Origin of the sequence: Synechococcus sp. PCC 7502 (assembly GCF_000317085.1) — a bacterium.
In the GTDB taxonomy this organism is placed as follows: Bacteria; Cyanobacteriota; Cyanobacteriia; order Pseudanabaenales; family Pseudanabaenaceae; genus PCC-7502.
In genome coordinates, this window is sequence record NC_019702.1 from 1,161,159 (window position 1) to 1,182,120 (window position 20,962).

30 protein-coding genes, 1 tRNA gene and 1 other RNA gene are annotated in these 20,962 nt (G+C 39.7%); 12 read left to right on the plus strand and 20 right to left on the minus strand.

The window, feature by feature from the left end; all coding sequences use genetic code 11:
- Positions 1 to 12: 12 nt before the first annotated feature.
- A complete protein-coding gene (locus SYN7502_RS05640; protein WP_015167917.1) occupies positions 13 to 384 on the plus strand; it encodes a DUF4087 domain-containing protein in 372 nt (123 codons plus the stop codon).
- Between the two features lie 233 nt (positions 385 to 617).
- On the opposite strand, the gene nusB is transcribed toward SYN7502_RS05640, so the two are convergent.
- On the minus strand, positions 618 to 1,232 hold the full coding sequence (gene nusB / locus SYN7502_RS05645) for a transcription antitermination factor NusB (RefSeq protein WP_015167918.1): 615 nt from the start codon (positions 1,230 to 1,232) through the stop codon (positions 618 to 620).
- A gap of 58 nt (positions 1,233 to 1,290) precedes the next feature.
- Between nusB and SYN7502_RS05650 the strand changes: the two genes are divergently transcribed.
- Both SYN7502_RS05650 and SYN7502_RS05655 read left to right on the plus strand, forming a co-directional pair.
- Positions 1,291 to 1,623 (plus strand): 2Fe-2S iron-sulfur cluster-binding protein, encoded by a 333-nt coding sequence (locus SYN7502_RS05650; RefSeq protein WP_015167919.1) that lies wholly within the window; start codon positions 1,291 to 1,293, stop codon positions 1,621 to 1,623.
- 240 nt (positions 1,624 to 1,863) lie between these two features.
- Entirely contained in the window at positions 1,864 to 3,768 is a 1,905-nt protein-coding gene (locus tag SYN7502_RS05655) for a sensor histidine kinase (RefSeq protein WP_015167920.1), read from the plus strand.
- Here the strand turns inward: SYN7502_RS05655 and larE are convergent.
- Positions 3,738 to 4,586, minus strand: coding sequence for an ATP-dependent sacrificial sulfur transferase LarE (larE, locus tag SYN7502_RS05660; protein ID WP_015167921.1), 849 nt, complete (start codon positions 4,584 to 4,586; stop codon positions 3,738 to 3,740). The genes SYN7502_RS05655 and larE overlap by 31 nt on opposite strands.
- A 257-nt stretch (positions 4,587 to 4,843) precedes the next feature.
- On the opposite strand from larE, the gene SYN7502_RS05665 reads away from it, so the two are divergent.
- The 4 genes from SYN7502_RS05665 to SYN7502_RS05675 all read left to right on the plus strand — a co-directional run bounded on the left by SYN7502_RS05665 (position 4,844) and on the right by SYN7502_RS05675 (position 6,661).
- A complete protein-coding gene (locus SYN7502_RS05665) occupies positions 4,844 to 5,248 on the plus strand; it encodes a hypothetical protein (RefSeq protein WP_015167923.1) in 405 nt (134 codons plus the stop codon).
- 60 nt (positions 5,249 to 5,308) lie between these two features.
- An RNA gene (gene ffs / locus SYN7502_RS18585) (signal recognition particle sRNA small type) lies at positions 5,309 to 5,403 on the plus strand.
- 84 nt (positions 5,404 to 5,487) lie between these two features.
- Positions 5,488 to 6,492, plus strand: a complete 1,005-nt coding sequence (locus SYN7502_RS05670; RefSeq protein ID WP_015167924.1) for an MBL fold metallo-hydrolase — start codon at positions 5,488 to 5,490, stop codon at positions 6,490 to 6,492.
- Positions 6,493 to 6,589: 97 nt separating this feature from the next.
- Positions 6,590 to 6,661 (plus strand) — tRNA-Thr (locus SYN7502_RS05675).
- 39 nt (positions 6,662 to 6,700) lie between these two features.
- Here SYN7502_RS05675 and SYN7502_RS05680 read toward each other — a convergent pair.
- From SYN7502_RS05680 to SYN7502_RS20460, 16 genes are all read right to left on the minus strand, one after another.
- Complete coding sequence (locus SYN7502_RS05680) at positions 6,701 to 6,970, minus strand: hypothetical protein (protein WP_015167925.1); 270 nt, start codon at positions 6,968 to 6,970, stop codon at positions 6,701 to 6,703.
- 91 nt (positions 6,971 to 7,061) lie between these two features.
- A complete protein-coding gene (locus SYN7502_RS20915; protein ID WP_015167926.1) occupies positions 7,062 to 7,244 on the minus strand; it encodes a hypothetical protein in 183 nt (60 codons plus the stop codon).
- Positions 7,216 to 7,719 (minus strand): DNA cytosine methyltransferase, encoded by a 504-nt coding sequence (locus tag SYN7502_RS05685; protein WP_015167927.1) that lies wholly within the window; start codon positions 7,717 to 7,719, stop codon positions 7,216 to 7,218. The genes SYN7502_RS20915 and SYN7502_RS05685 overlap by 29 nt, the downstream gene beginning before the upstream one ends.
- 2 nt (positions 7,720 to 7,721) lie before the next feature.
- Positions 7,722 to 7,886, minus strand: coding sequence for a hypothetical protein (locus SYN7502_RS20125; protein ID WP_168130319.1), 165 nt, complete (start codon positions 7,884 to 7,886; stop codon positions 7,722 to 7,724).
- A gap of 223 nt (positions 7,887 to 8,109) precedes the next feature.
- Positions 8,110 to 8,523, minus strand: a complete 414-nt coding sequence (locus SYN7502_RS05690) for a hypothetical protein (protein ID WP_051023585.1) — start codon at positions 8,521 to 8,523, stop codon at positions 8,110 to 8,112.
- Positions 8,516 to 9,523: an IS701 family transposase gene (locus SYN7502_RS05695; protein ID WP_015167928.1), complete on the minus strand. Its 1,008-nt coding sequence runs from the start codon at positions 9,521 to 9,523 to the stop codon at positions 8,516 to 8,518. Before SYN7502_RS05695 ends, SYN7502_RS05690 begins: the two co-directional genes overlap by 8 nt.
- Positions 9,524 to 9,568: 45 nt before the next feature.
- Positions 9,569 to 9,814: a hypothetical protein gene (locus SYN7502_RS05700; protein ID WP_015167929.1), complete on the minus strand. Its 246-nt coding sequence runs from the start codon at positions 9,812 to 9,814 to the stop codon at positions 9,569 to 9,571.
- 17 nt (positions 9,815 to 9,831) lie between these two features.
- Positions 9,832 to 10,026 carry a hypothetical protein gene (locus SYN7502_RS05705; RefSeq protein ID WP_015167930.1) on the minus strand — a complete coding sequence of 65 codons (195 nt, stop codon included), beginning with the start codon at positions 10,024 to 10,026 and terminating at the stop codon, positions 9,832 to 9,834.
- Positions 10,027 to 10,030: 4 nt separating this feature from the next.
- On the minus strand, positions 10,031 to 10,492 hold the full coding sequence (locus SYN7502_RS05710) for a PIN domain-containing protein (protein ID WP_015167931.1): 462 nt from the start codon (positions 10,490 to 10,492) through the stop codon (positions 10,031 to 10,033).
- Positions 10,489 to 12,435 (minus strand): N-6 DNA methylase, encoded by a 1,947-nt coding sequence (locus SYN7502_RS05715; RefSeq protein ID WP_015167932.1) that lies wholly within the window; start codon positions 12,433 to 12,435, stop codon positions 10,489 to 10,491. Before SYN7502_RS05715 ends, SYN7502_RS05710 begins: the two co-directional genes overlap by 4 nt.
- Before the next feature lie 103 nt (positions 12,436 to 12,538).
- Positions 12,539 to 13,279, minus strand: a complete 741-nt coding sequence (locus tag SYN7502_RS05720) for a hypothetical protein (protein ID WP_041429263.1) — start codon at positions 13,277 to 13,279, stop codon at positions 12,539 to 12,541.
- 96 nt (positions 13,280 to 13,375) lie between these two features.
- Positions 13,376 to 13,810 (minus strand): hypothetical protein, encoded by a 435-nt coding sequence (locus tag SYN7502_RS05725; protein WP_041429264.1) that lies wholly within the window; start codon positions 13,808 to 13,810, stop codon positions 13,376 to 13,378.
- Between the two features lie 204 nt (positions 13,811 to 14,014).
- Positions 14,015 to 14,341, minus strand: a complete 327-nt coding sequence (locus SYN7502_RS05730) for a hypothetical protein (protein ID WP_041429266.1) — start codon at positions 14,339 to 14,341, stop codon at positions 14,015 to 14,017.
- 635 nt (positions 14,342 to 14,976) lie between these two features.
- Positions 14,977 to 15,429: an IS5/IS1182 family transposase gene (locus SYN7502_RS05735; RefSeq protein WP_371257803.1), complete on the minus strand. Its 453-nt coding sequence runs from the start codon at positions 15,427 to 15,429 to the stop codon at positions 14,977 to 14,979.
- Complete coding sequence (locus tag SYN7502_RS20455; protein WP_015168288.1) at positions 15,387 to 15,953, minus strand: IS630 family transposase; 567 nt, start codon at positions 15,951 to 15,953, stop codon at positions 15,387 to 15,389. Before SYN7502_RS20455 ends, SYN7502_RS05735 begins: the two co-directional genes overlap by 43 nt.
- 2 nt (positions 15,954 to 15,955) lie before the next feature.
- A complete protein-coding gene (locus tag SYN7502_RS20460) occupies positions 15,956 to 16,459 on the minus strand; it encodes a helix-turn-helix domain-containing protein (RefSeq protein ID WP_041429268.1) in 504 nt (167 codons plus the stop codon).
- Positions 16,460 to 16,493: 34 nt separating this feature from the next.
- Here SYN7502_RS20460 and SYN7502_RS05750 point away from each other — a divergent pair, with 34 nt between their 5' ends.
- Positions 16,494 to 16,805: a transposase gene (locus tag SYN7502_RS05750; protein WP_015168135.1), complete on the plus strand. Its 312-nt coding sequence runs from the start codon at positions 16,494 to 16,496 to the stop codon at positions 16,803 to 16,805.
- A complete protein-coding gene (locus SYN7502_RS05755) occupies positions 16,759 to 17,229 on the plus strand; it encodes a transposase (RefSeq protein WP_371257804.1) in 471 nt (156 codons plus the stop codon). Before SYN7502_RS05750 ends, SYN7502_RS05755 begins: the two co-directional genes overlap by 47 nt.
- A gap of 68 nt (positions 17,230 to 17,297) precedes the next feature.
- On the opposite strand, the gene SYN7502_RS05760 is transcribed toward SYN7502_RS05755, so the two are convergent.
- A complete protein-coding gene (locus tag SYN7502_RS05760; RefSeq protein WP_015167933.1) occupies positions 17,298 to 17,612 on the minus strand; it encodes a hypothetical protein in 315 nt (104 codons plus the stop codon).
- Positions 17,613 to 17,855: 243 nt separating this feature from the next.
- Here SYN7502_RS05760 and SYN7502_RS05765 point away from each other — a divergent pair, with 243 nt between their 5' ends.
- A complete protein-coding gene (locus tag SYN7502_RS05765; protein ID WP_015167934.1) occupies positions 17,856 to 18,485 on the plus strand; it encodes a DedA family protein in 630 nt (209 codons plus the stop codon).
- Here SYN7502_RS05765 and SYN7502_RS05770 read toward each other — a convergent pair.
- Entirely contained in the window at positions 18,461 to 19,723 is a 1,263-nt protein-coding gene (locus tag SYN7502_RS05770) for a Zn-dependent hydrolase (RefSeq protein WP_015167935.1), read from the minus strand. The genes SYN7502_RS05765 and SYN7502_RS05770 overlap by 25 nt on opposite strands.
- Positions 19,724 to 19,809: 86 nt before the next feature.
- Here SYN7502_RS05770 and SYN7502_RS05775 point away from each other — a divergent pair, with 86 nt between their 5' ends.
- Positions 19,810 to 20,496 (plus strand): GntR family transcriptional regulator, encoded by a 687-nt coding sequence (locus SYN7502_RS05775; protein ID WP_144050267.1) that lies wholly within the window; start codon positions 19,810 to 19,812, stop codon positions 20,494 to 20,496.
- Positions 20,497 to 20,521: 25 nt separating this feature from the next.
- A complete protein-coding gene (locus SYN7502_RS05780) occupies positions 20,522 to 20,962 on the plus strand; it encodes a gamma-glutamylcyclotransferase family protein (protein WP_015167937.1) in 441 nt (146 codons plus the stop codon).

Sequence of the window (20,962 nt, forward strand, 5' to 3'; positions counted from 1 at the left end):
AATCCCAAATATATGAAGACTTCCCAATCGCCAATTAAAAATTTTTTGTTTCTAAGTTTAGTTTTGCTTTATCCTACTGGTGCTGCTATGGCAGTGGAAACACGATGTGGTTGGTTGGATAATCCTACTCCCGCAAATTGGTGGATCACCGATAGTCAAGCTACATGGATAATCTCCGTTCAGGGTGGTTTTAGAGCCAAAGGAATGGACAATATTGAAGAACCTAAGGAATTTGTCAAAACCAATGGTAGCTATGGATATTCCTGTGCTTGTATGGATGTAGTATCCAATTCTAAGCAAAAAAGAATTCTCTCTATTCAAAGCGTTGAGCAATTACCCTTAAAAAATTGCCAAACTGATCAATCTTTGCTCCGTCGTAAATAGTTTTGTAAACTAACCCATAAATTCGAGGGCTTTTGGTAGCCTTGAGAATGGTCACTCAAGGGATAAAATAAATCCGAACCTAAGGGCGATCGCTTAAATAATGGCTAAACCAAAACCTCCTTCAGAATGCAATCAGGCTTGATTGGCACACCCAAAACGATCAAATCCAAAAGTATAAATTAGGGGTAATTACACCTAAATCCTTGAAAACCAGTAGATCTTGTTTTTTAAGCCTAATTATTAGGAATAGGATTAATATTTCTCAAGACTCCATTAATAAACCGATAACCATCTTGGCTACTGTAACGCTTTGCCAGCTCTACCGCTTCATTCACAGCTATAGCCTTAGGAACCTGTAGATAGGCAATCTCCGCCGTGGCAATTCTGAGAATATGCTGATCAACTTGGGATAGTCGATTTAACTGCCAATCTACTAAAGCTCCAGTAATTAATTTATCGATATGCGATCGCTGCTCATAGATAGTTTGGAGAATTTGAATGACATAGGCTCTCACCTCTTGTTGGCGGGCAGTTTGAATTAATTCAGGAAATTCTAAAGCTAATCCTGCGCGATTAATGGCAGTTTGAGTTAAGGCGATCGCATCTTTGACCATCACTTGGGCAGTAGCTAAATCCGCAGCACGGGTTTCACTGGAAAACAGCATATCCTGTCCCCTTTGCAGTTCATCACTGGCGGTCATGATTAGTTCTTTAACTTCCTCAGTTAGCGATCGCACAGCCGCAATTACCATGTCATCAATCGTTTTGGTAATTAGGTTTTCAGGTTTAACAGGCAGTTGGCTGATACTTAAGAGGACGAGTTCACGGGCAATATGACGGGCTTGCATAAAACGGGAGTAATAAAGCTAAAATAGCTTGTTGATCCTACCAGCAAAATCACCTTCTATGACTCAGACCTTTACCGCTAAACTTCATCACCAAGGTCAAATTTTTACAGTTAACCTACCCGAAGATCAAACCATCCTCGAAGCTGCCACCGATCAGGGCATAGATTTACCTTGCTCCTGTTACACGGGTGTATGTACCACCTGTGCCGCACAGTTAATCTCTGGAGAAGTTGATCAAAGTCAGGGTATGGGCGTTGGGGGCATGGGTGCCGAACTGGATGCCAAAGGCTACGTTTTACTTTGTGTGTCTTATCCTAAGTCAGATGTGGAAATAGTTACAGAAAAAGAGTCCGAAGTTTATGAATTAAGATTTGGTAGGGGGTCAGCCTAATCTAATTTGTAAATCAAGATATTAGTTGGGTATATCTATAGCGTCTCAGCCTTGTATTTTTAACCTCAACTCTAGTTATCTGGGCTTTGTTAAATAACTTAGTACCGTTTTTAGGATTTAGGCTCAGTTAATGAATACTGTTAAGTTTAGATTAAGAATAGATTATCCTTAGTGAGTTGCAAATGTTTATCCACCAGCCCAAGATATTAGGTGTGACTTAATTTCCAGAGGGATAAGGATATGGCTGAGCTACAAAAACGAGTATTGTTGACCCAGCTATCAGAGGAGCAGCAGAGGTTTTGGCAGACAGCATTAGTAGCACAGGGAATAGAAGTTTCAACGGAACCTGCTAGTAGCGATCTAGTGGAAGTGCTTGAGCAGCTTGGTAAAAATCAACAACAACTCCCAGACCTATTACTCATGGATATAGGCATTACTACGGCTAACTCCACGTCTCTTCAAGCTAGGGCTGTCTGTCGTTGGTGTGCAGATAATAATCCAGATACCAAAGTCATTCTCACTAATCCTAGGGAAGATCAGGTTAAAAGTGTGGGATTAAGGTGGGCAATTAGACAGGGAGCGATCGATTTACTGCCCCGTCTCCATAGTCAAACTGCAGTGGAATGTATGACTAAGGTTTTGGAAGTACTAGGAATTCAGCCCCATGCCGAAAAACTAGAGCAGTTAGCCAGTGCTTTGGATAGTCAGGAAGTGCAAGCAACTGAGCCTGAAGGAGTAAGCATTAGAGAAACTGCTACCGCCGATCTAGTACGTCGCATGGCAATGATTCCTATGATTGTAATGGCTACGGCTGAAACAGAAGAAACCCAAGCATCTGATAGTCCTAATGTTTCCCTTGCTTCAACTTTGGATGAATTGAGCTTATATGATTTGGCGATCGAGTTAGATAGTTTGGGAATCAATGCCAGTAATGCTTTTAAGGACAATCCACTTTTACCCGGTGTCATTCTGACTGAGAATGGCAATTATATGGGGATGATTTCACGGCAGAGATTTTTGGAATATATGAGTCGCCCCTACTCCCTGGAGCTATTTTCTAAGCGTCCTCTGAGAATTCTCTATGAAACCGCCCAATCTGAGATTATGGTTTTAGATGGCAAAAGTCTAGTAGTTGCTTCAGCGCAGCAATGCTTAGGGCGATCGCCAGAGCTAATTTATGAACCAATTGTAGTTTTATCCAACGGTACCTATAAATTACTTGATGTCCATGATCTATTTGTGGCTCAGTCTCAAATCCATGAATTGGCAACAAGGTTAATTAGGGAGCAAACCCAAGATCGGATGGTGCAAACTGAAAAAATGGCAACCCTTGGCGAAATTGTTTCCGAAGTTTCCCATGACATCGGCACTCCAGTGGAAACCATATACAGTAATTTAACGTATCTCACCGACTATACCCATAGCCTGATTGATGTGCTTAAAGCCTATGAAAATCAAAGGGTTAGCTCTAGCCAATTGACAGATCAAATTAATGATCAAATCACAGAGATTAAAGACGCGGTCAATATTGACTTTGTGTTAGAGGACTTGCCCAAGGTTATTAATGGCATTGTGGCGGGAACGACTCAACTCAAAAAAATTGTAGCGGGACTAAAGACTTTTTCCAAAATGGAAGAAACCATGTCCAACGATATAGATATTAATGAGTGTATAGAAAACAGCTTGGCAATTCTCAACACCCGACTAAAGCAAAATGTGGAGATCTCCAAGAATTATGCAACTTTACCCCATATCGTTGGCTTCCCCAGTCAACTTGTGCAGGTATTTATGAACTTGATTGGTAATGCCCTTGATGCTTTGGCAGCGATCGCCAACTTCCCCCAAGAAGCCGATTGGCAACCTAGAGTGGAAATTACCACAAGTACCTATACTGCGGAAGGTAAAAATTGGGTAGTGATTAAAGTTGCTGATAATGGTTCAGGTATTCCTGAGGAAATTCAATCGAAGATTTTTGAAAACTTTTTTGCGACCAAAGACACAGGTAAAGGCAAGGGACTAGGCTTAGCTATTTCCCATCAAATTGTCAGTCAAAATCATAAAGGTAAAATTTCCCTGCGATCGCCTTGGCTGGAGGATGGCACGGGTACAGAATTTCAAGTTTTACTACCCATTTCTAGTACTTGATCTAGGACTTGATTAAGCTTGCCACTGCGGAAGCCTTCTAGGTCTAGGGTCACAGTCTGGAAACCAAATTGTTTGAAAGATAATACCAGTTGGGAAAAGTCAATTTCAGCCACAAAACTAGGAATTACCTCGACAGGGATTTCAATCTGGGCAGTGTCACCATAGGAACGTACCCGCAGATCGATTTCGTTACCCATTAAGGTACGGAGATGTTGCTCCGCATTTCCTACCCTTTGCAGCTTGGAGATCGTGATACTTTCCCCGTAGGGAAATCTTGAACTTAGGCAGGGTTGAGATGGTTTATTCCACCAAGGTAAATGCAAATACTTAGATAGCATCCGCACTTCTAGCTTAGTAATTCCTACTTCTGCTAAGGGCGATCGCACCCCTCTTTCCTTTGCGGCGGCAATACCAGGACGATAGTCCTTAAGATCATCAGCATTTAAGCCATCAATGACATAATCGTAACCCAGTTCTTGAGCAAGGGGTTTAAGGCGATCGTGCAATTCGCTTTTACAAAAATAGCAACGATTGACAGGGTTAGAAGTGTAATTGGGATTTTCCATCTCCGCCGTTGTAATCACTTGATGGGTTATGCCAATTTCTACGGCTTGGGTGATGGCGGACTCTAAATCAGTTGGTAAGAGAGAAGGAGAATTTGCAGTTACGGCGATCGCTTGATCTCCTAAAACATCAAAGGCAACTTTTGCCACCAAGGTACTATCAATTCCCCCCGAATAGGCAACTAAAACTCGTTCACATTCTTTAAATATCTGATGCAAGTGCGCTAGTTTTGCGGTTAAGTGAGAATCCAACATACTGAAGTTTGAGAATATTTGAGAATTATACGAGGCTCAGGGATGCCTTGCTCGCCGATTAATTGAGCTAATTTAGAATCCACATTAATGGTCATAGCCTCATTTTCGCCTTAACTGAATACTATAAAATCCTAATAATCCTAAGTTCAGACCAACAATTAACAGACAATTATAGTTGCCTAAGATGCAGACTATTCTTGAGGGCTTACAATACTATTCTAAGCCAAGACCCTAAGCTATGTTAAAAAGTAGAACGCATGAATGCAACCGAAAAGGCTAATAGTATTGAAGTAGCCACCAAAATTGCGGCGATCGCCTCATTATTTAAGCACCAATTTCCCATTGCTAAGGCAGATTTAAGTCCTTGGGCAGATGATTCCTGTACCCGCGAGCTTGTTGATCCTGACTCCATTGATATTAGCTTTAACTTCCCGGGCGTAAATAAAAATATTACCAGTCGTAGTGTGTTATTACAGATCAGGTTTTATGAAGGTAAGCTAATTGGTATTGAATCTTCAGGCTTTGGTTATCAGGGCAAGCAGTGGAGTCTTTCTACAGTTGAAAATTGGGAATTTGTTGGAGACTTTCCCCCTAATGAGGTATTTGCTAATAAGCTGAGGCGGGTTTATCGAGATATATTTGAGCTATTTCAGGCTAATTAATTTACTTTAATTCCTTGCTGATTGTTTATATGCCCGACGGTTAATGCTAGAGTAGTTACTGATCCGAATCTATGCGATCGCAACACCCGAACCGTGTCAGGAATGAAACAGCAGCACTAAGGGATGCTTGAGATAGGCGTAGCGTTCGGGTCTTTTTTTTAGAGTAATCTTTAATTAGTTTTTAATTTTAAAGTAATTCAGTTCTCTAATCCCACACCATAAAGACTAAAAAAGTAAGTATGAAAAAATTAGCCAGTTTTGTCCTAGCAGCCCTAATTACTTTGCTTGTAGTAGCTGGGGGAAATCAATTTAATGCTTTTAATGCGGCTAATGCTCAGAATATTCCGCAAATAAATGTTAATGCTGGTCTAGCTAAAGCAGGACTTAAACTACAAGAACTTGGTTCTGGGATATACGGCTTAATCGCTAGTGTTGATCTCCCTCCCGCCAGTAGTGACTTAGCAATTTGTAATGGTGGCATAGTGATTGGTAGTGATAGTGTGCTTGTCATTGATCCTTTTCACACCCCAGCTTTAGCAAATTTACTGTTTGCAACTGTAAAAACCCTGACCGATAAACCAATCAAGTATGTATTGAATACCCATTACCATAATGATCACACAGGTGGAAATATTGCCGCAAGGTCTCTAGGTATTCCCATTGTCGGACGAGGTACCATTCGTGAGTATATGCTCAATCGGAGGGGTCCAAATGCCCAAGATTCTAACCCAATCCCGCCCGATCTTATTGTTAATAGTGAAACTAATTTGTGGCTAGGCGATCGCCAAGTCAAAATCGAAAGGGCTGAAGGACATTCTAGTGGTACTGATATTACTGCTTATGTTCCTGATGCTAAGGTTTTATTTAGCGGAGATATTTTATTTAATGGTCGTATACCCTTTGTTGGTGATGGAGATATCAGGGCTTGGCAGGGCAGTTTGTATCGATTAATTTCTACCTATCCAGAGGCAAAAATTGTACCCGGTCATGGTGAGGTTGGCGATCGCTCTTCCCTTCAACAGCTACAAGCCTATTTTAATGATTTGGAAAAACTAGCACTAAGTTGGAAAGCAAGAGGTTTATCTAAAGAGCAGGCGATCGCTGAATCCAGTAAAATCCCTGATACCTATAAAGACTACAAATTCAAACCTCTGTATGCGGCGGAAATTCCTAATTTGCCTAGTAATTTAGTGACTGCCTACGACCAATTCACCCGCAGCACGCCAATTCCTTTGATCCCTTAGCGAAATTTATAATTTTTTACGGAACTAAAAAAATTTTTGATTAATCGAACCAAAAAGTATGCGATACTTACAAAGCTGAGGTTAGTCAAAACAAATTGCCCTCATGGCTCAGGGGTAGAGCATCTCCTTGGTAAGGAGAAGGTCATGGGTTCAAATCCCATTGAGGGCTTACCTTTCAGGAAATTGGTAAAAATATCCTACCAGCTTCCTACCGTTTCTTTCTCCCAGCAATCTTGTCTTGATTGTCTGGCTGTAAATTTAAATACGCTTCGATCGCTCTTTGGTAAGCAGGAGCATCATTGCGGTATTGCATCCAAATTAGTAACACCTCAGAGTTATACCTTAAAGATGTACGACCGAGCCTAACATAATGTAAGCCTTCAATAAACTCACCTACGCTGCGCTTCTGCTTCAAAGTATGCTCACTTAGGCTGATTAACTCAGATGCTTTATGTTTATCTAAAAATTTAGGTGTCATTTGTCTATCCAAGATTCTAAAAATAAAACTCTTTTCAAAGCGATCGCCGCCACAGTAGGCACAACCGAATTACCTAACACTGCAAGTCTGTCTAATCTTTTGGATAACCCATGAGCCACTCCACAAACTGGGGATTCAACACTTGACCACTGGGCAGATAAGCCTTTACCCGCTTGGGAAAGTCCCCGCCTTGAGAAGCTGTCGGTGTAGGTAACAGCCTTAATTTCCGATCTAACTTGGTTTGATCAGGACGGCGTTTTCCTGAATAACTCATAGGCGTAGGCAACCACAAAAACCCTTTCCCGCAGATGCGGCGCACCGATTTCCGCAGCCGATAGGATCTCCACATCAAACAAATAGCCAATTCTACTGAGTCCTCGCAAGACTTCGGTAAGTCCGCCTGTGTAGATTGCCCCCTTGACGTTTTCCCAGACCACGAACTTGGGTCTTGCCTCATTGATGACTCGGAGCATTTCAAACCAGAGAGAAGATCTCTCTCCCGTGATTCCAGTTCTGGCTCCAGCAAGGCTGAGGTCTTGGCATGGAGATCCGCCAGTGATGAGGTCATATTGATTGGGTTCGGCATGGAAGGTATGGATGTCTTGGTGAATGGGGATATTGGGGAAGTTTTTAGTAAGGACATGGCAGCAATAATCCTGAATTTCGACAAATTGGATTGTTTCTATGCCAAGGGCTTGAGCCGCCAGAGTAAAGCCGCCAATGCCAGAGAACAGATCGAGATGTTTCATACTCAAAAAGCCTCCCATTCAAACAAAGGTTGATCTGGATTTTCAACACGGGAAAGCCTAATTCCTTGCTTATCAACAATCAGCCCTAGTTTGTTAGCCTCAGAGATCGCCGACTCCCTATATCTTGGATGATGCGTAATCAACCATTGAGCCTGAAGCCTTGCCACCTCACCGCCAATAGTCCGAATTACCTCATGTTCAGGAGGAGGCTGAAATAGCTTGTAACAATCACCATTTTCATGGGCTAAATTTCTGAGTCGATGATTTTCAGCAAGTCAATTATCTTTGGTATGCGTTCCGCATTTCCCAAAGTCAACAACCCCGATCATGGATAAAATCCCTAGGCGTTTAAATCATAAATTCAAAAATTCTTGATACTATATTTTTAACTCAAGCGTTCTCATGAAGCCAGTTATCAAAGGTACTTCTTTGATCATTATATAAGATTCTTTGATACTTACTTTTATCAGATAAATAACAAAGATGTCTTATCTCCGTGTACGGATTAAAAGGATGCCTGATCCCGTCACTAATATAGGCTTTATACTTATCAACTAAATCAAATCCTTTCTCAATTATCTCTTGCTTGAATTTACTTGGGGTAAGATTTTCTTCAAACGTTAAAACTTCAGTAACAAATCCATCAACTTTATAAGGTTGGAAATTATAGTGGGGAAATTTCTCTTGAACTATGCTAAGAAATGAAAACGCATTTAGCTTGTCTGTCTCTGAGGGATTTAGAGACTTTTGCTTCTCTTCTTCTTCAGGTTTTCTTGTAGCTTCTCTAATATAGGACTTACGCAAGAATCATAGAAATAGAAGGATTTATGAGTTGAGATTTTAAGTAATCAGATAAAAGTCCAAACTTGATTTGGTAGATAGTCTTACCTGCTTGAAAAGCCAAACGCTTGAGGTGATTCCACACTAGCATGGCACAAGCAATATGATTACGCTGAATTCTAGACTTACGGCATTGGCAAGCTTCAACACCAGTCAGTTGTTTGAGTTCACGATGAAATTCCTCAATCTTCCACCTTATGGAGCAAATAGCTAGTACTTCAGGGGTGTAGTCTTGAGTTAAGTCGTTGGTCACGACAAATTCTGTCCTGCTTGGAGAAACAGTGACCCAGAATAGGTTCCCCTTCTTATCTTTGGGGAATTTATTGATTTTGACCAATTTTCCCTGCAACAGTTCCTGTTCAGACCAAGTTAACTGGTCAATGCGTTTATATTTTTCCACTCCACCACTATCATCAACTAGGCGATTGGACTTGAGTGGACAGTAATAAATCTTGCCGAAGTTATCAATTTCTGCCATCAGTCGTTGTGTGGCATACCAACTATCCATCAGCACCGTCTGAAATGGTAATTGTTTGATATTGATCAACCCTTTAAGCATATCGGACACATGATCTAATTTACTCTTGCCATCACCATTTGGGTCATAAACCCGATAGTCTACTACCCAAAATTCTTGCCGTTTGACATTTACATACACACAGTTGACCACCCCTATACCTTGCACAATTCCATGTTCGTTGCCACTGTATTGTCTTTTGGCATGGCGTTTATCTAATACTGTGTCGTCAAACAGCACGTACATATACTCGGCTTCATCTGACACAATTGTTGATTTCACATTCTGCCATAGCAATCTCGGTGTTAATCTCTGGGATGCCAAATATCGGTTGATCTTGTCATGGCTATGTCCTTCTATATGTTCTGCTAAATTCGTGATTGTGTAGTTTATTTGACTACTTAGCAAGTACTGACAATAATCTAGGGTAGTAAACTTTTTTGACATTGCTCTCCCTCAAATCATTCTTCTGCGTAAGTCCTATATTTAAAATCATTGATTTCTATCCTCCCAATCGATCTCTTCCTGTTTTCTCTGGGCAAACAGTTCGCTACTGGTCTGAACATGAGCATACTTACCACGAAGGGAACGAATAATCTCTGCTTTCTTGTCTTGAGAAGGTGCTGTTTTTTGTTGGGTACTGATAGACCTAAGCGATCGGATCACATCAAGAGCTTTCGCAAGCTCTAAGTCTGACATTGCATCAATTTCATTGATTAGTAATTCTTTGACAGTCATAACCTATGTAACTCCTTTTAAGAATTTTCCTGACGCTTGCGGATATCAGCCAAAATATCATCCATACTCATCTGATCTAGCCATTGATGACGCTCCGCAGTATAGTCACCACTACCTTGATCAAATAATCTCAGAAACCTGACAGCATCGACATAGCCAAGTGTATCAACCAACGCTTTAAAGCCTTTTCTTGTGAGTTCAACTGCGGTCATTATTTTATTCTCCTTCTTGTATTGCAATATTCATTAACCAAATGACAGGATTAGCTACGCTGACTTTAAGTGTTTTTTCATAGGCTATTGCCTTCTTCAGCAAGCGATCGTCAGTTGTCAGAAAAATATCAACATTTCCGCTTTCAGCACAAGCAATATGCAAAGCATCAAACTGTTTAAAGCCCAATTGGATTAGCTCCATAGCCCTACTGACAATTGATTCTGTAACTAATATTCTATCTTGGGCGATCGACAAAGCCTCCATAACCTGTTCAGCGATATTGGGCTTTCGATTTTGAGCAATTTCGGATTCAAGTGCTGTACTTCTAATCAAAACAAATTCTCCTGATACACATCGCTCCGTAAGCTCATCAATTGCTTCTGTTTCAAGTTTAATCCGTTGTTGTGATTGGTCATCAAAAGGACGATTTAGACAGCAAACATCCATGTAAATTCGGTATTTCATGGATTTACCTCCTTTGCCATCATACAAACTGCCACGCCCTGCTGAATATCAAACACATTTTCATCCTTTGTGCCATCGATCGCCGTCTCCTTCTTTTTAGAATTACCATGCAAATCCAAAATCCTTATCCAATTAAAGCTCTTCGCCAAACTCTGACGCATTCCCCGAAAAGTAGGATTATCCAAATAACCGTGATTAGTCACAAAAGACAAAATCCCTTTCCCCGTCTTATCAATTCGCCACTGTGAAAAGCGAATAAACTTCACATAGTCATCCTGCAACCATTTTGGATTTTTCTCTCCCAAAGGCAACCCATCTACAAAATAATAATCCTTCACCAAACTCCCAACCCACTCGCTCTTATTTTCCGAATGTCCCGAATAAGGAGGATTGCCAATCACCACCATGACAGGAATATCTAGCTTGACCCCAGCCGCTTCGTTGGATTCTTCAGCAATAAACTCCTTAAATAAACTTTCCGATTGCCGTTTAGCGTCATCAAGCGTATTCGTCAGATAAACCCCTAACCTTTGATCGCTATCAAACGCATAACCCGACTCCTCCAAAAACAAACCCAACTTCAAATGACAAATCGCATAGGGAGCCATCAACAACTCAAACCCAAATACACGGGGCAATAAATTATCCTTCACATAGTTTGACCATGAAATATTACCAAGCTTTTGTTTAATTAGCGATCGCGCCTCACCATCATTTTTAAAACGCTCCTCAATCAACTTAAAAATCCATAACAAAAACGTCCCCGTCCCACAAGCAGGATCGAGAATCATCACCTCTGGATCGGCTAAACCTAGGGGCTTATTAAACTTCTCCTTTAGCAAAATATCTACACAGCGCACCATGTATGACACTACAGGCTCAGGCGTATAATAAACTCCTCGCCCCTCACGCATCTTCGGCTTATACGCCGCCAAGAAATCCTCATAAAACCGAATGACAATATCTTCTCGATTCATCTTCTGCCGAAAATCCGAGAGAATTGCATCCATCTTTGCCGCTCGGAGGATACCAAACACCTCAGCAATACTCTCAACCAGCTCATCCCCCAATTCTTCGAGAGACCTTTCAGACACATCCTGAAATAGCTTTCTTAAAAAAGGGTTAGTCTCTGGCAATTGCTGCCATGCACCCTGACGGTTAAAATCGGCTTTAGGATCATGCACATGACTGAATACTCTAGCTGTAAAAAGTCCATAGGCGATCGTCTGGGCATAAATATCAGCAAAGCTATAATCCTTCTCGTTCTCAGCCTTAAGCTTCAAATTAGGCAACAACTCACGCTGAAAACTCTCTAGCAGATTATGTAAATAACCATCTACACCCTCCGCCTCATAAGCTAAAGGTAACGCCTGTTCCATCCGCCTTGTCACCTCTGCCAAAAGTTGAGCCAGTTCTTTTGCCGTGTGGGCAGCTTCATAAAATACCCACTCCACCAATGGTATCGATACTAAAGCTCTAGCGGCGATCGGTAATTGCCCCTGTTGCAAACGGCTCAACCGTCCTAATAATTCCTGCTTATCCCACCCAAAACTCTCAACTTGACGCTGACGGATACCACCCTCAATCGGCAATACAAAAGTTACCCGCCCCATCTGCTCACCTTCAGGCAATAGCAAATACATTACAGGCTGCTGCGCCGCTATTTGATTGGTGTAATGCCCATAGGTTTCTTGTTGCTGGACTTGATCAGTAAAAAAAGCTTTAATTTCACTCTTACTTAAGCGATCGCACTCAGCATAAAACCCCACTGCGATCGGGCAAGTATCCTCAGCTTCCGCACTATTAACCCCTGGACGCAAGTACCAATATTTTGAACCACTAACATCACGCTCTTTGATTGGATACCCTAAGAGCGATCGCAATGCCTCTACCCGTTCTGCTTGAGTACCCTTAGAAATTGCTAGTAAACTGCGTAAATCCATTAATTATCCCAGATGTAGATGCCTTTAGAATGCCATATTAACTTTACTACAGGCGAACTGATCTAGGATTAACAAAGCAATCGCCCAAGCTTGAATAATTGTTCTACTCAATTCTTTGGAGTAAATTAATTTTATCCTCAGAGGTTTCAACCTCATTAATAAACTCGCTAAAAATCTGAGAGAGAGTTTTGTTCTCACTGACAGCTTTTAAGATAATTCGTTCATTTCTTTGCTCAAACAAATCTATTAGCTTTCTAGCATGAATAAAATCTTCTGATCTTTTATGTAAGAATTTTTGGTTTACACCTCTAAAACTAAAAAGATAAATAAGTGCTAGTAAAGAATTTTGTTTGTACTGATAGTTTCTCTCTTGTTCATCTCTTTGAGATCTAAGAATAAGCGTTCTACTAATAAAGAAAGGCATAGACATTAGCCTCGAAATAATTGCTTTAGTATGTGCTTGATAATCATTGTATTGTCCATAATTATAATTTGAATACCAAAGGAGTATGCGACTATAGCCCCACATATATACATCTAACAAATATGCTTGATCGTTGCCAAATTGATCGAAGAATAATTGAAAGTAAGCTAACTGTAGTCTTGGTGTAGTTGCTACTCTTGCTAAGAATCTTAAATACTCATCTTTAAGTTTTATAAAATTATTATTATCCTCAACATGATTTGAAACTTTAGTCAAGAGATTCCTATCATAAAATTTTAATAATTCGGTTTCTGGGACCTGTTGCGTAAACATATACAGCTTTCCAACAAACATTAATGCCTGCTTAAGTATTTCAATATCAGATGAAATAAAGCTATGACTATTTAGTAAATTAATCATAAACCTTACTAATTCAATCAATTCCAACTTTTGAAAGAGACGTGTTAGACATAACTCAGAATTAGGCATGATGTTAATAAGAGCATCTGTTCCATCTCACATACTCCGATGAATTAATCTTTTAGAATCATCAATTATCTTTCGTAATTTATTATTTCTTAACCTTAAAGATTCTCTTAGATTTATTAATAGCTCTTCTAATTTACTAATATCTAAATTATAAAGTAATTCAATTTTATTCCTGGATTTATATTGACGGCTTTCAATAATTTCAGACACAGTTAGATAGCCTTTGATGGAAACTTCACTTCTGTCTAAAAACTCAGAATCCAGCTTACGTGCTTGCTCATCTTTAACTATTAGAATAGGTGGATTGCCTAAACTTACAAAAAAAATCTGTACATTATTACTGAAGTTAGAATCCTGTGCACTAATACTTGTGTCTGTTATCTGATAAGCTTGCTCCTTTGAATTCTTAAATATATTTTTATCATTAACCCTTATGGGTAGCTGAACAGATCGACCAGCCATACTAAATTTATCTATGATACGACTACCTTTTTGATACTTAGCAACAAATTCTCGACTTTTTGATTATCCCTCGTAAGAAATTGGATTAACTTTAATATCCATTTCACTGGGCACATCTATCCAATCTTCATCAGAACTACCGACTTCAAAAGAGATTTTATCTAAATATTGTCCAAAAAGAGGAAAGTTAGTTACCTTCTTCTCTTACCAAACTCGATCAAATTCAGCTTTATTTAAATTTGGCAAACAAAAGCCTAAAGAAAGAGAATTACAAAACTTAGGTAAAAAGTTATATTGGCTAATTAAAACAATCTTATAGTTTGAATTTGTACGAGCATAATCTAATAAAGCTCCACAATTTATTGTTTCAGTTACTATCTTATCAATCTGGTCAATTTCTAATTCAGCCTTAGTATAGTAGTCCTGATTATTATGAAAAAACTTTATTAGAAAACTAATATTTCTGGAATTGTTACTTAAAATAGGCTTTACGGCTTGGAAGAAATTGCTTGACTGAGTGTTGGTTGCCAAGTATTCTTCTAAGATGGTGAAGAAATTAATCTCCTGTAAATATTTTGAGATAGAGTTTAGAGCAGTAGAAGCGATCGCTGAATTTTTATTAATTATTTCTTGGGCTAAGTGATCGCATATTTTTTTATATACTGTCTTTGGATCGAAAGGCAGGTTTAGTCTGTCATAGGTTCCGATTTTTCAAGTATCTAGAATTGGAATTAACTTAGATGTGCGATCGCTCTTCCTAAATTCAATGGGAATCCTTGCAGCAGGAGTAAAAGCATCTAAATCAATAAGCACTACTTGATATTTTTGTAAATCTACAGACTCAGAAATTTGGGATACATAATTCCAATAATGGTAGGCACTTGTATAAAGATACTGTTGTCTAAGTTGACGTAAGGATAAAATACTACTATCCCTGACGATTAGTAGCTTGTTACTGCTGCTATCATTAACATCATGACCAATATAATTATTTACAGCTTTTTTGGAAGTATTGAGATCAGGAGCTAATTCTGAAGCTTTAACAGAATGGTTGATATAGAGCCTGTTTCATATCTCATGAGTAGCAATTGTTTTTAGCATCAAGCGAATAAAGCAAAGATTGAGTTTAGCTGTAGCATTAACGAGAGTTCTCTCAAAGTTCTTAACTAAGATTTTGCATCTTTCAACCCAAGTATCCACCTTGTCGGCACAACTACAAACCCAGACAGACCTTTTTCTGCCTTCTGTTGCTTTGATACCTTAGGAGAAATTTCAAACCTAATCTTAGTCATAATCTCAGGATAAACCTTCTGTAAATCAGTCGTCAATTTTTCGATATGATAACCACTATCCAGCAATATCGTAGTTAGGGTAATGTCATCTGGCTTCGATTTGAAGTAATCAATGTTAAACGTTAACATCTCAATCAGTCCTTGGTCATCTGATACATTTGCTCTTGTTAAATAGGTAAAGAAAGGAAATCCCAGTATGTCAACGGCTAAATGTCTTTTGATCCCGTTAGTTGCTTTGTAGGAGCAGAAGCCCTTGGATTCTATACTTGCATTATACCAAATCGTTAAATACGAGCTACAGATAAAGCCTCTAAAATATAATCCCACCCAACAATCGAAGCAATTACCTCCTGAGTCATAACTTCTAACCTTTCCCGCATTAATGCACGCAACTGGTCAAGATCTTTTGGCAGTTTCCACCTCAACCCTAATTTGAAATGCTGCCACACTCTTTCAATGGGATTAGTCTCAGGTGCATGGGCAGGCTGAAATAGCAAAATAATATTTTTAGGAATCTTTAACCGTTTTGCTCTGTGTGCTCCTGCTTGATCCACTTGCATAACGATGATGTCACCTTGAAAATATGTGCTTACTAAGTTCAGAAATACTTGGAAGCATTCACTATTAAGGTGAGTAAATTCATAGAAAAAGCTTTCCCCTGTTGATGGTTCTACAATTCGATAGAGGTAAGTTGCCTTAAACTGCCACTGAACTTTACCTTTGGGTTTGACTCCTCTTGCTGTGATCTTCCTTCCACTAATTGTCTTTAACCCAATTCGTGTTTCATCTTGACAAAAGAATCTCACTTTGCCATTTAGTCCGATTATATTAATGCCGAACCATGCAATCATGCTTATATTACTGGCAAGGTTTTTTTATATGCTTCTACTTGCTCTTCTGACTTTCCTGCACTGACTGGACGTGTCACTTTCGGTCTGGCTTTCAGCCGATATCGGACTAGATGATGCACAGTTTTATAGTTTGATTTGATTCCTAATTGGTTCTCTAACCATTGGCAGATCTGCCCATAACTTTCAAAGCCTTCTGCTTCTTCCAGCTTTTTTATCAATGCTTTCTGCGCCCATTGTGGAATACTCTGTTTTCGCCCTGTTCTAGGTTTATGTCCTAATAGTCCTACTATTCCCCCTTTGCGATAATTCCCTAACCAATCTTGCAATGTAACTCGATGCCGTCCCAGTATTGTCGATGCTGTCTGGATTGTGCTTGCTTGTTTTGTTTTTAACAGATACAGCATCTGAATTCTTTCTTTATCTGATGCGGTCTTTTGCACTCTCAGCATATGTTTTAGCTCTTCTTCACTTTCGCTGATCTCTAATTTGTATAGAGCCTGTTTCATATCTATTATGAGCAAGATGTATGATACTTAGAAAATGCTAAATCCATACTCAAGTAGCCTAACAGATAAAGAATGGGAAATTATAGAACCATTGCTCCCAAAGAAAAAGCAAACTAGACCGCCAACTTGGACAAAAAGACAAATTTTAGACGGCATACTCTACCAACTCAAAAACGGTTGTAATTGGCGAGATATGCCCCGAGACTTACCACCATTCTCTACAGTGTATCGATACTACAAGGAGTGGAAAGATACAGGTACATTTACTGCGATTATGGAAGCTTTGCATTCAACAGCCCGTGAACAGTCAAAAAAAATCAAAATGGACAACTTTAATCATCATTGACTCACAAGCAGTGAAAAATACTTGTAATGCAAGTATAGAATCCAAGGGCTTCTGCTCCTACAAAGCAACTAACGGGATCAAAAGACATTTAGCAGTTGACATACTGGGATTTCCTTTTTTCACGTATTTAACAAGAGCAAATGTATCAGATGACCAAGGACTGATTGAGATGTTAACGTTTAACATTGATTACTTCAAATCGAAGCCAGATGACATTACGCTAACTACGATATTGCTGGATAGTGGTTATCATATCGAAAAATTGACGACTGATTTACAGAAGGTTTATCCTGAGATTATGACTAAGATTAGGTTTGAAATTTCTCCTAAGGTATCAAAGCAAAAGCAGGCAGAAAAAGGTCTGTCTGGGTTTGTAGTTGTGCCGACAAGGTGGGTAATTGGGTTGAAAGATGCAAAATCTTAGTTAAGAACTTTGAGAGAACTCTCGTTAATGCTACAGCTAAACTCAATCTTTGCTTTATTCGCTTGATGCTAAAAAGAATTGCTACTCATGAGATATGAAACAGGCTCTATAGCCTCTTTATCAAATAACTGTTTTGCCTTCTCAGCATTATCTGTACCTTGAGCTTGAGGGAAAAATTGTTTGATTACGCATTTGGGTTTTGATGGCTTTTGCTCATCGACTGCTAGAAAAGTTCCGCCAAATCCTCCACTACCAATAATTTTACTTGCTAAATAGCGATCACCTAATAGCAATTTATGTCCGCACTTCACGCAGAACTTTATACTAAACTGATTTTGGCTTAGACACTCAGGGTTAAGACATTGACTAATTGGGCTACTCATAACCCTACTTCAGATTTGACAATGCTTTAATTTAGCATTACTCCAAGGGGAAAGTACTGAATAAATCATGTCTGGATTCTCAATTATTTTAGCGATCGCTCATTAATAATTTTCATAATGAGGATTGCTTTAGTAATCTTTAATCTTGGTGATCTGATGACTAAAGAGTAAGCTTAGAGCTTTTAAGGAATGAGCCATGACTTGGAGATATACTTATTAAGCTAAGAATTATAAACTTTTTAAATGACCTTCGACTTTCTGACGCTTGAACATGTGAAAGACCTAGTCCAGAATTATGGATATGGAGTAATATTTCTGGGAATCATGCTAGAAAATGCGGGAATTCCGATCCCCGGTGAGACTATTACCTTAGTAGGGGGATTTTTAGCAGGTAGTGGGGAATTAAAATATCCCTTTGTGCTGGGTGCCGCAGTCAGTGGAGCTATTATTGGCGATAGTGCAGGCTATTGGCTTGGACGATGGGGTGGGATGAACTTAGTGGAATCTGTGGCTAAGATATTTAAAATTGAGGCTGAGGAAGTAGTCAAAGCCAGAGAAAAATTTACTGCTAATTCAGATCGGGCTGTATTTTTTGGTAGATTTATTGCGCTGCTAAGAATTTTTGCTGGTCCTATGGCTGGACTAACTGGTATGCCCTATCGGCGGTTTTTATTTTTTAATGCTCTAGGTGCGATCTCCTGGGGAACAATTATGACTGCTCTTGCTTATTTTACGGGCAGCTTTATTCCCTTAGATAAGTTAATAGATTGGGTTTTAAGATTTGGAATATTTGCTTTAATTGCTTTAATAGTTTGGGTCTGTGTAGTCCGTTTACAAAAGACTTTAGCTCAAGGTATGGATTTAGAAAAATAGCTGTCTAGTTTCAAAATAGTGTGTAAAAGCACATTGGCACCTTGGATACAAAGCTCTGGGGAGGTAAACTCAGTTTCAGAATGACTTACGCCATTTTGACTTGGCACAAAAATCATTCCCATTGCTGTCAGCTTCGCCATTTCTTGAGCATCATGTCCCGCCCGACTCGGTAAATGTAGATAGGTTAGCCCTAAATCTTCACAGGTTTCAGCGATCGCAGATTGAATTACGGAATTGCATAGCGCAGGTTGGTTTTGCATATACGGGTGCAAACTAATTTCTGTTTTGGTTGCTGTGGCGATCGCTTTAAGATCGGCAGTTAATATTTCCAATAAATGATCTAGGTGCCGATCGGATAAATCCCGAATATCCAAAGACATTTCCACAAAATCAGGAATTGTATTAGGGGCATTGGGTTTAACTATCACTCTGCCTACGGTTGCCACTTGTTGTCCGGGTAGATTTGCTAAGTGATTTATACTTAATACTACCTGTGCGGCGGCAACGAGGGCATCTTGACGCATGGACATGGGTGTAGTTCCTGCATGACTAGCACTACCTTTAACAATAATTTTAAAACGCCGTTGCCCTACGATTCCTTCCACAACTCCAATTTGGACTTCAGCACTTTCTAATACTGGACCTTGTTCAATATGCAGTTCTACAAAAGCAGCCAGTTCTGATCGGTGGCGTTTTGCCTGCATAATTTGCTCCCAGTTTCCACCAATTCTACTTAAACAGGACTGAATGTCTAGTCCACCGTAATTTTGCAGATCTGGAATCAGGCTCCCAGCCATTGCTTTACAGCCGATCATGCTTCCTTCTTCATCGGTAAAGACAATTACTTCTAAGGGATGGTTGAGTTGTACAGAACTTTCTTGGAGCGATCGCACCACTTCTATAGCTGCTAAGACCCCGTATGCCCCATCATAAAGCCCCCCATTAGGCACAGTATCAAGATGGGAACCCGTAGCGATTGCAGGCAGGTCTGGATTTTTGCCATTTGAATTTTTACTACTATAGCGACCGATGATATTACCAGCAGTATCAACTCTAACCTGCATTCCAGTTTCAGCCATCCATTGCTGTACTAAGTCACGAGCTTTAACATCGGCGGGACTAAAAGCTATACGTTGAACACCTCCATTAGCCAACTGACCAATTGTTCCTAACTTTGCAATAGTATTTAAGAGGCGATCGCTATTGATTGAGACCTTGGTTAAAATTGAGGATGACATAAAAAAACTTGCAAAGTAAAGGCACTTACTATGTATACTGTATACATCAAAACCATGCAAGATAATAAGGAACTTATACCTTGAGTTTGTCCACGATCCAAAGAAGCCAATCTTTATACGAACAGACCTATCAAGTCCTACGCACAAATATCTTTTCGGGAATGCTGGCACCTAATGAACGTCTGGTTGAAACTCAGTTGGCTGAGCGTTTACAGGTTAGTCGCACTCCAATCCGTGAAGCTATTCGTAAATTGCAGCAAGAAGGTTTGGTTACCTCCGATACCAGTGGGGGAATGCGAGTAACAACCCTTTCCATTGAGGATGTGATTCAGCTTTATGACTGTCGGATTGCCCTAGAACAACTTTCTGTAACCGGAGCCTGTGATCACGCCAGTGCCGTTGAGATTGAGCAGCTAGAAGAATACGTGATTTCTGCCGAAAAGATCGCCCATGCTAAATCTACAAATCCTGCCAAACTTTTAGAACTAGATTATCAATTTCATCACCTGATTGCGGAAAGTTCGGGGAATAAGTGGTTAGTCTCCTTACTGGAGCAGGTATTTGATAAGATGTTTCTCCTGCGATTGCGGACAACTAATCAGAACCCAGAAGTATTGGAAATTCGGTTAGAACACCGCCAAATTTTTACAGCGATCGCCAAGAGAAATTCTAATTTAGCAAAGGAAGAGATTTATAGTCATCTCACCAATAGCAAAACCAGAGTTGTTAGTGCCGTGGAAATTCTTCAGACAGGTATAAATTCCAAAGATTAATTTTGAAAATCCTTAAATAAAAATCATGACTGACTTAACAACCCCAATCGAACAACTAAATACGGAAGATACAGCAACAAAAAAAATATTCATTTGTGGTTCTGCCCTCAAAGGTCAACCCGATCATCAAAACCTGCAATCTGCTAAGTTTATAAAAACAGCTAAAACCAAACCTCTCTATCGTCTTCATGCGGCTGAAAACGGATGGCATCCTGCAATTTATGAAGTAGAAAATGGAGGGATTAGTATCCCAGGGGAAATATATGAGTTAACGATCGCCCAATATGAGTATCTACTAGCAAATGAACCGCCTCACATGTATCCCAGTGATGTAATTTCCGAAGACGGCGAAATTCTCACAGCAATGCTTTACCCACGGGAACTGGTGGAAAAACACCAATGGCTAGATATTTCAGATTTAGGCGGATGGGCAAATTATAAGACAATGAACACTGCGCCAGATTAA

Coding starts and splice junctions, on each gene's coding strand:
- SYN7502_RS05640 (WP_015167917.1), top strand. CDS start 13: ATGAAGACTTCCCAATCGCCAATTAAAAATTTTTTGTTTCTAAGTTTA.
- nusB (WP_015167918.1), bottom strand. CDS start 1,232: ATGCAAGCCCGTCATATTGCCCGTGAACTCGTCCTCTTAAGTATCAGC.
- SYN7502_RS05650 (WP_015167919.1), top strand. CDS start 1,291: ATGACTCAGACCTTTACCGCTAAACTTCATCACCAAGGTCAAATTTTT.
- SYN7502_RS05655 (WP_015167920.1), top strand. CDS start 1,864: ATGGCTGAGCTACAAAAACGAGTATTGTTGACCCAGCTATCAGAGGAG.
- larE (WP_015167921.1), bottom strand. CDS start 4,586: ATGTTGGATTCTCACTTAACCGCAAAACTAGCGCACTTGCATCAGATA.
- SYN7502_RS05665 (WP_015167923.1), top strand. CDS start 4,844: ATGAATGCAACCGAAAAGGCTAATAGTATTGAAGTAGCCACCAAAATT.
- SYN7502_RS05670 (WP_015167924.1), top strand. CDS start 5,488: ATGAAAAAATTAGCCAGTTTTGTCCTAGCAGCCCTAATTACTTTGCTT.
- SYN7502_RS05680 (WP_015167925.1), bottom strand. CDS start 6,970: ATGACACCTAAATTTTTAGATAAACATAAAGCATCTGAGTTAATCAGC.
- SYN7502_RS20915 (WP_015167926.1), bottom strand. CDS start 7,244: ATGAGTTATTCAGGAAAACGCCGTCCTGATCAAACCAAGTTAGATCGG.
- SYN7502_RS05685 (WP_015167927.1), bottom strand. CDS start 7,719: ATGAAACATCTCGATCTGTTCTCTGGCATTGGCGGCTTTACTCTGGCG.
- SYN7502_RS05695 (WP_015167928.1), bottom strand. CDS start 9,523: ATGTCAAAAAAGTTTACTACCCTAGATTATTGTCAGTACTTGCTAAGT.
- SYN7502_RS05700 (WP_015167929.1), bottom strand. CDS start 9,814: ATGACTGTCAAAGAATTACTAATCAATGAAATTGATGCAATGTCAGAC.
- SYN7502_RS05705 (WP_015167930.1), bottom strand. CDS start 10,026: ATGACCGCAGTTGAACTCACAAGAAAAGGCTTTAAAGCGTTGGTTGAT.
- SYN7502_RS05710 (WP_015167931.1), bottom strand. CDS start 10,492: ATGAAATACCGAATTTACATGGATGTTTGCTGTCTAAATCGTCCTTTT.
- SYN7502_RS05715 (WP_015167932.1), bottom strand. CDS start 12,435: ATGGATTTACGCAGTTTACTAGCAATTTCTAAGGGTACTCAAGCAGAA.
- SYN7502_RS05720 (WP_041429263.1), bottom strand. CDS start 13,279: ATGATTAATTTACTAAATAGTCATAGCTTTATTTCATCTGATATTGAA.
- SYN7502_RS05725 (WP_041429264.1), bottom strand. CDS start 13,810: ATGGCTGGTCGATCTGTTCAGCTACCCATAAGGGTTAATGATAAAAAT.
- SYN7502_RS20455 (WP_015168288.1), bottom strand. CDS start 15,953: ATGATTGCATGGTTCGGCATTAATATAATCGGACTAAATGGCAAAGTG.
- SYN7502_RS20460 (WP_041429268.1), bottom strand. CDS start 16,459: ATGAAACAGGCTCTATACAAATTAGAGATCAGCGAAAGTGAAGAAGAG.
- SYN7502_RS05750 (WP_015168135.1), top strand. CDS start 16,494: ATGCTAAATCCATACTCAAGTAGCCTAACAGATAAAGAATGGGAAATT.
- SYN7502_RS05760 (WP_015167933.1), bottom strand. CDS start 17,612: ATGAGTAGCCCAATTAGTCAATGTCTTAACCCTGAGTGTCTAAGCCAA.
- SYN7502_RS05765 (WP_015167934.1), top strand. CDS start 17,856: ATGACCTTCGACTTTCTGACGCTTGAACATGTGAAAGACCTAGTCCAG.
- SYN7502_RS05770 (WP_015167935.1), bottom strand. CDS start 19,723: ATGTCATCCTCAATTTTAACCAAGGTCTCAATCAATAGCGATCGCCTC.
- SYN7502_RS05780 (WP_015167937.1), top strand. CDS start 20,522: ATGACTGACTTAACAACCCCAATCGAACAACTAAATACGGAAGATACA.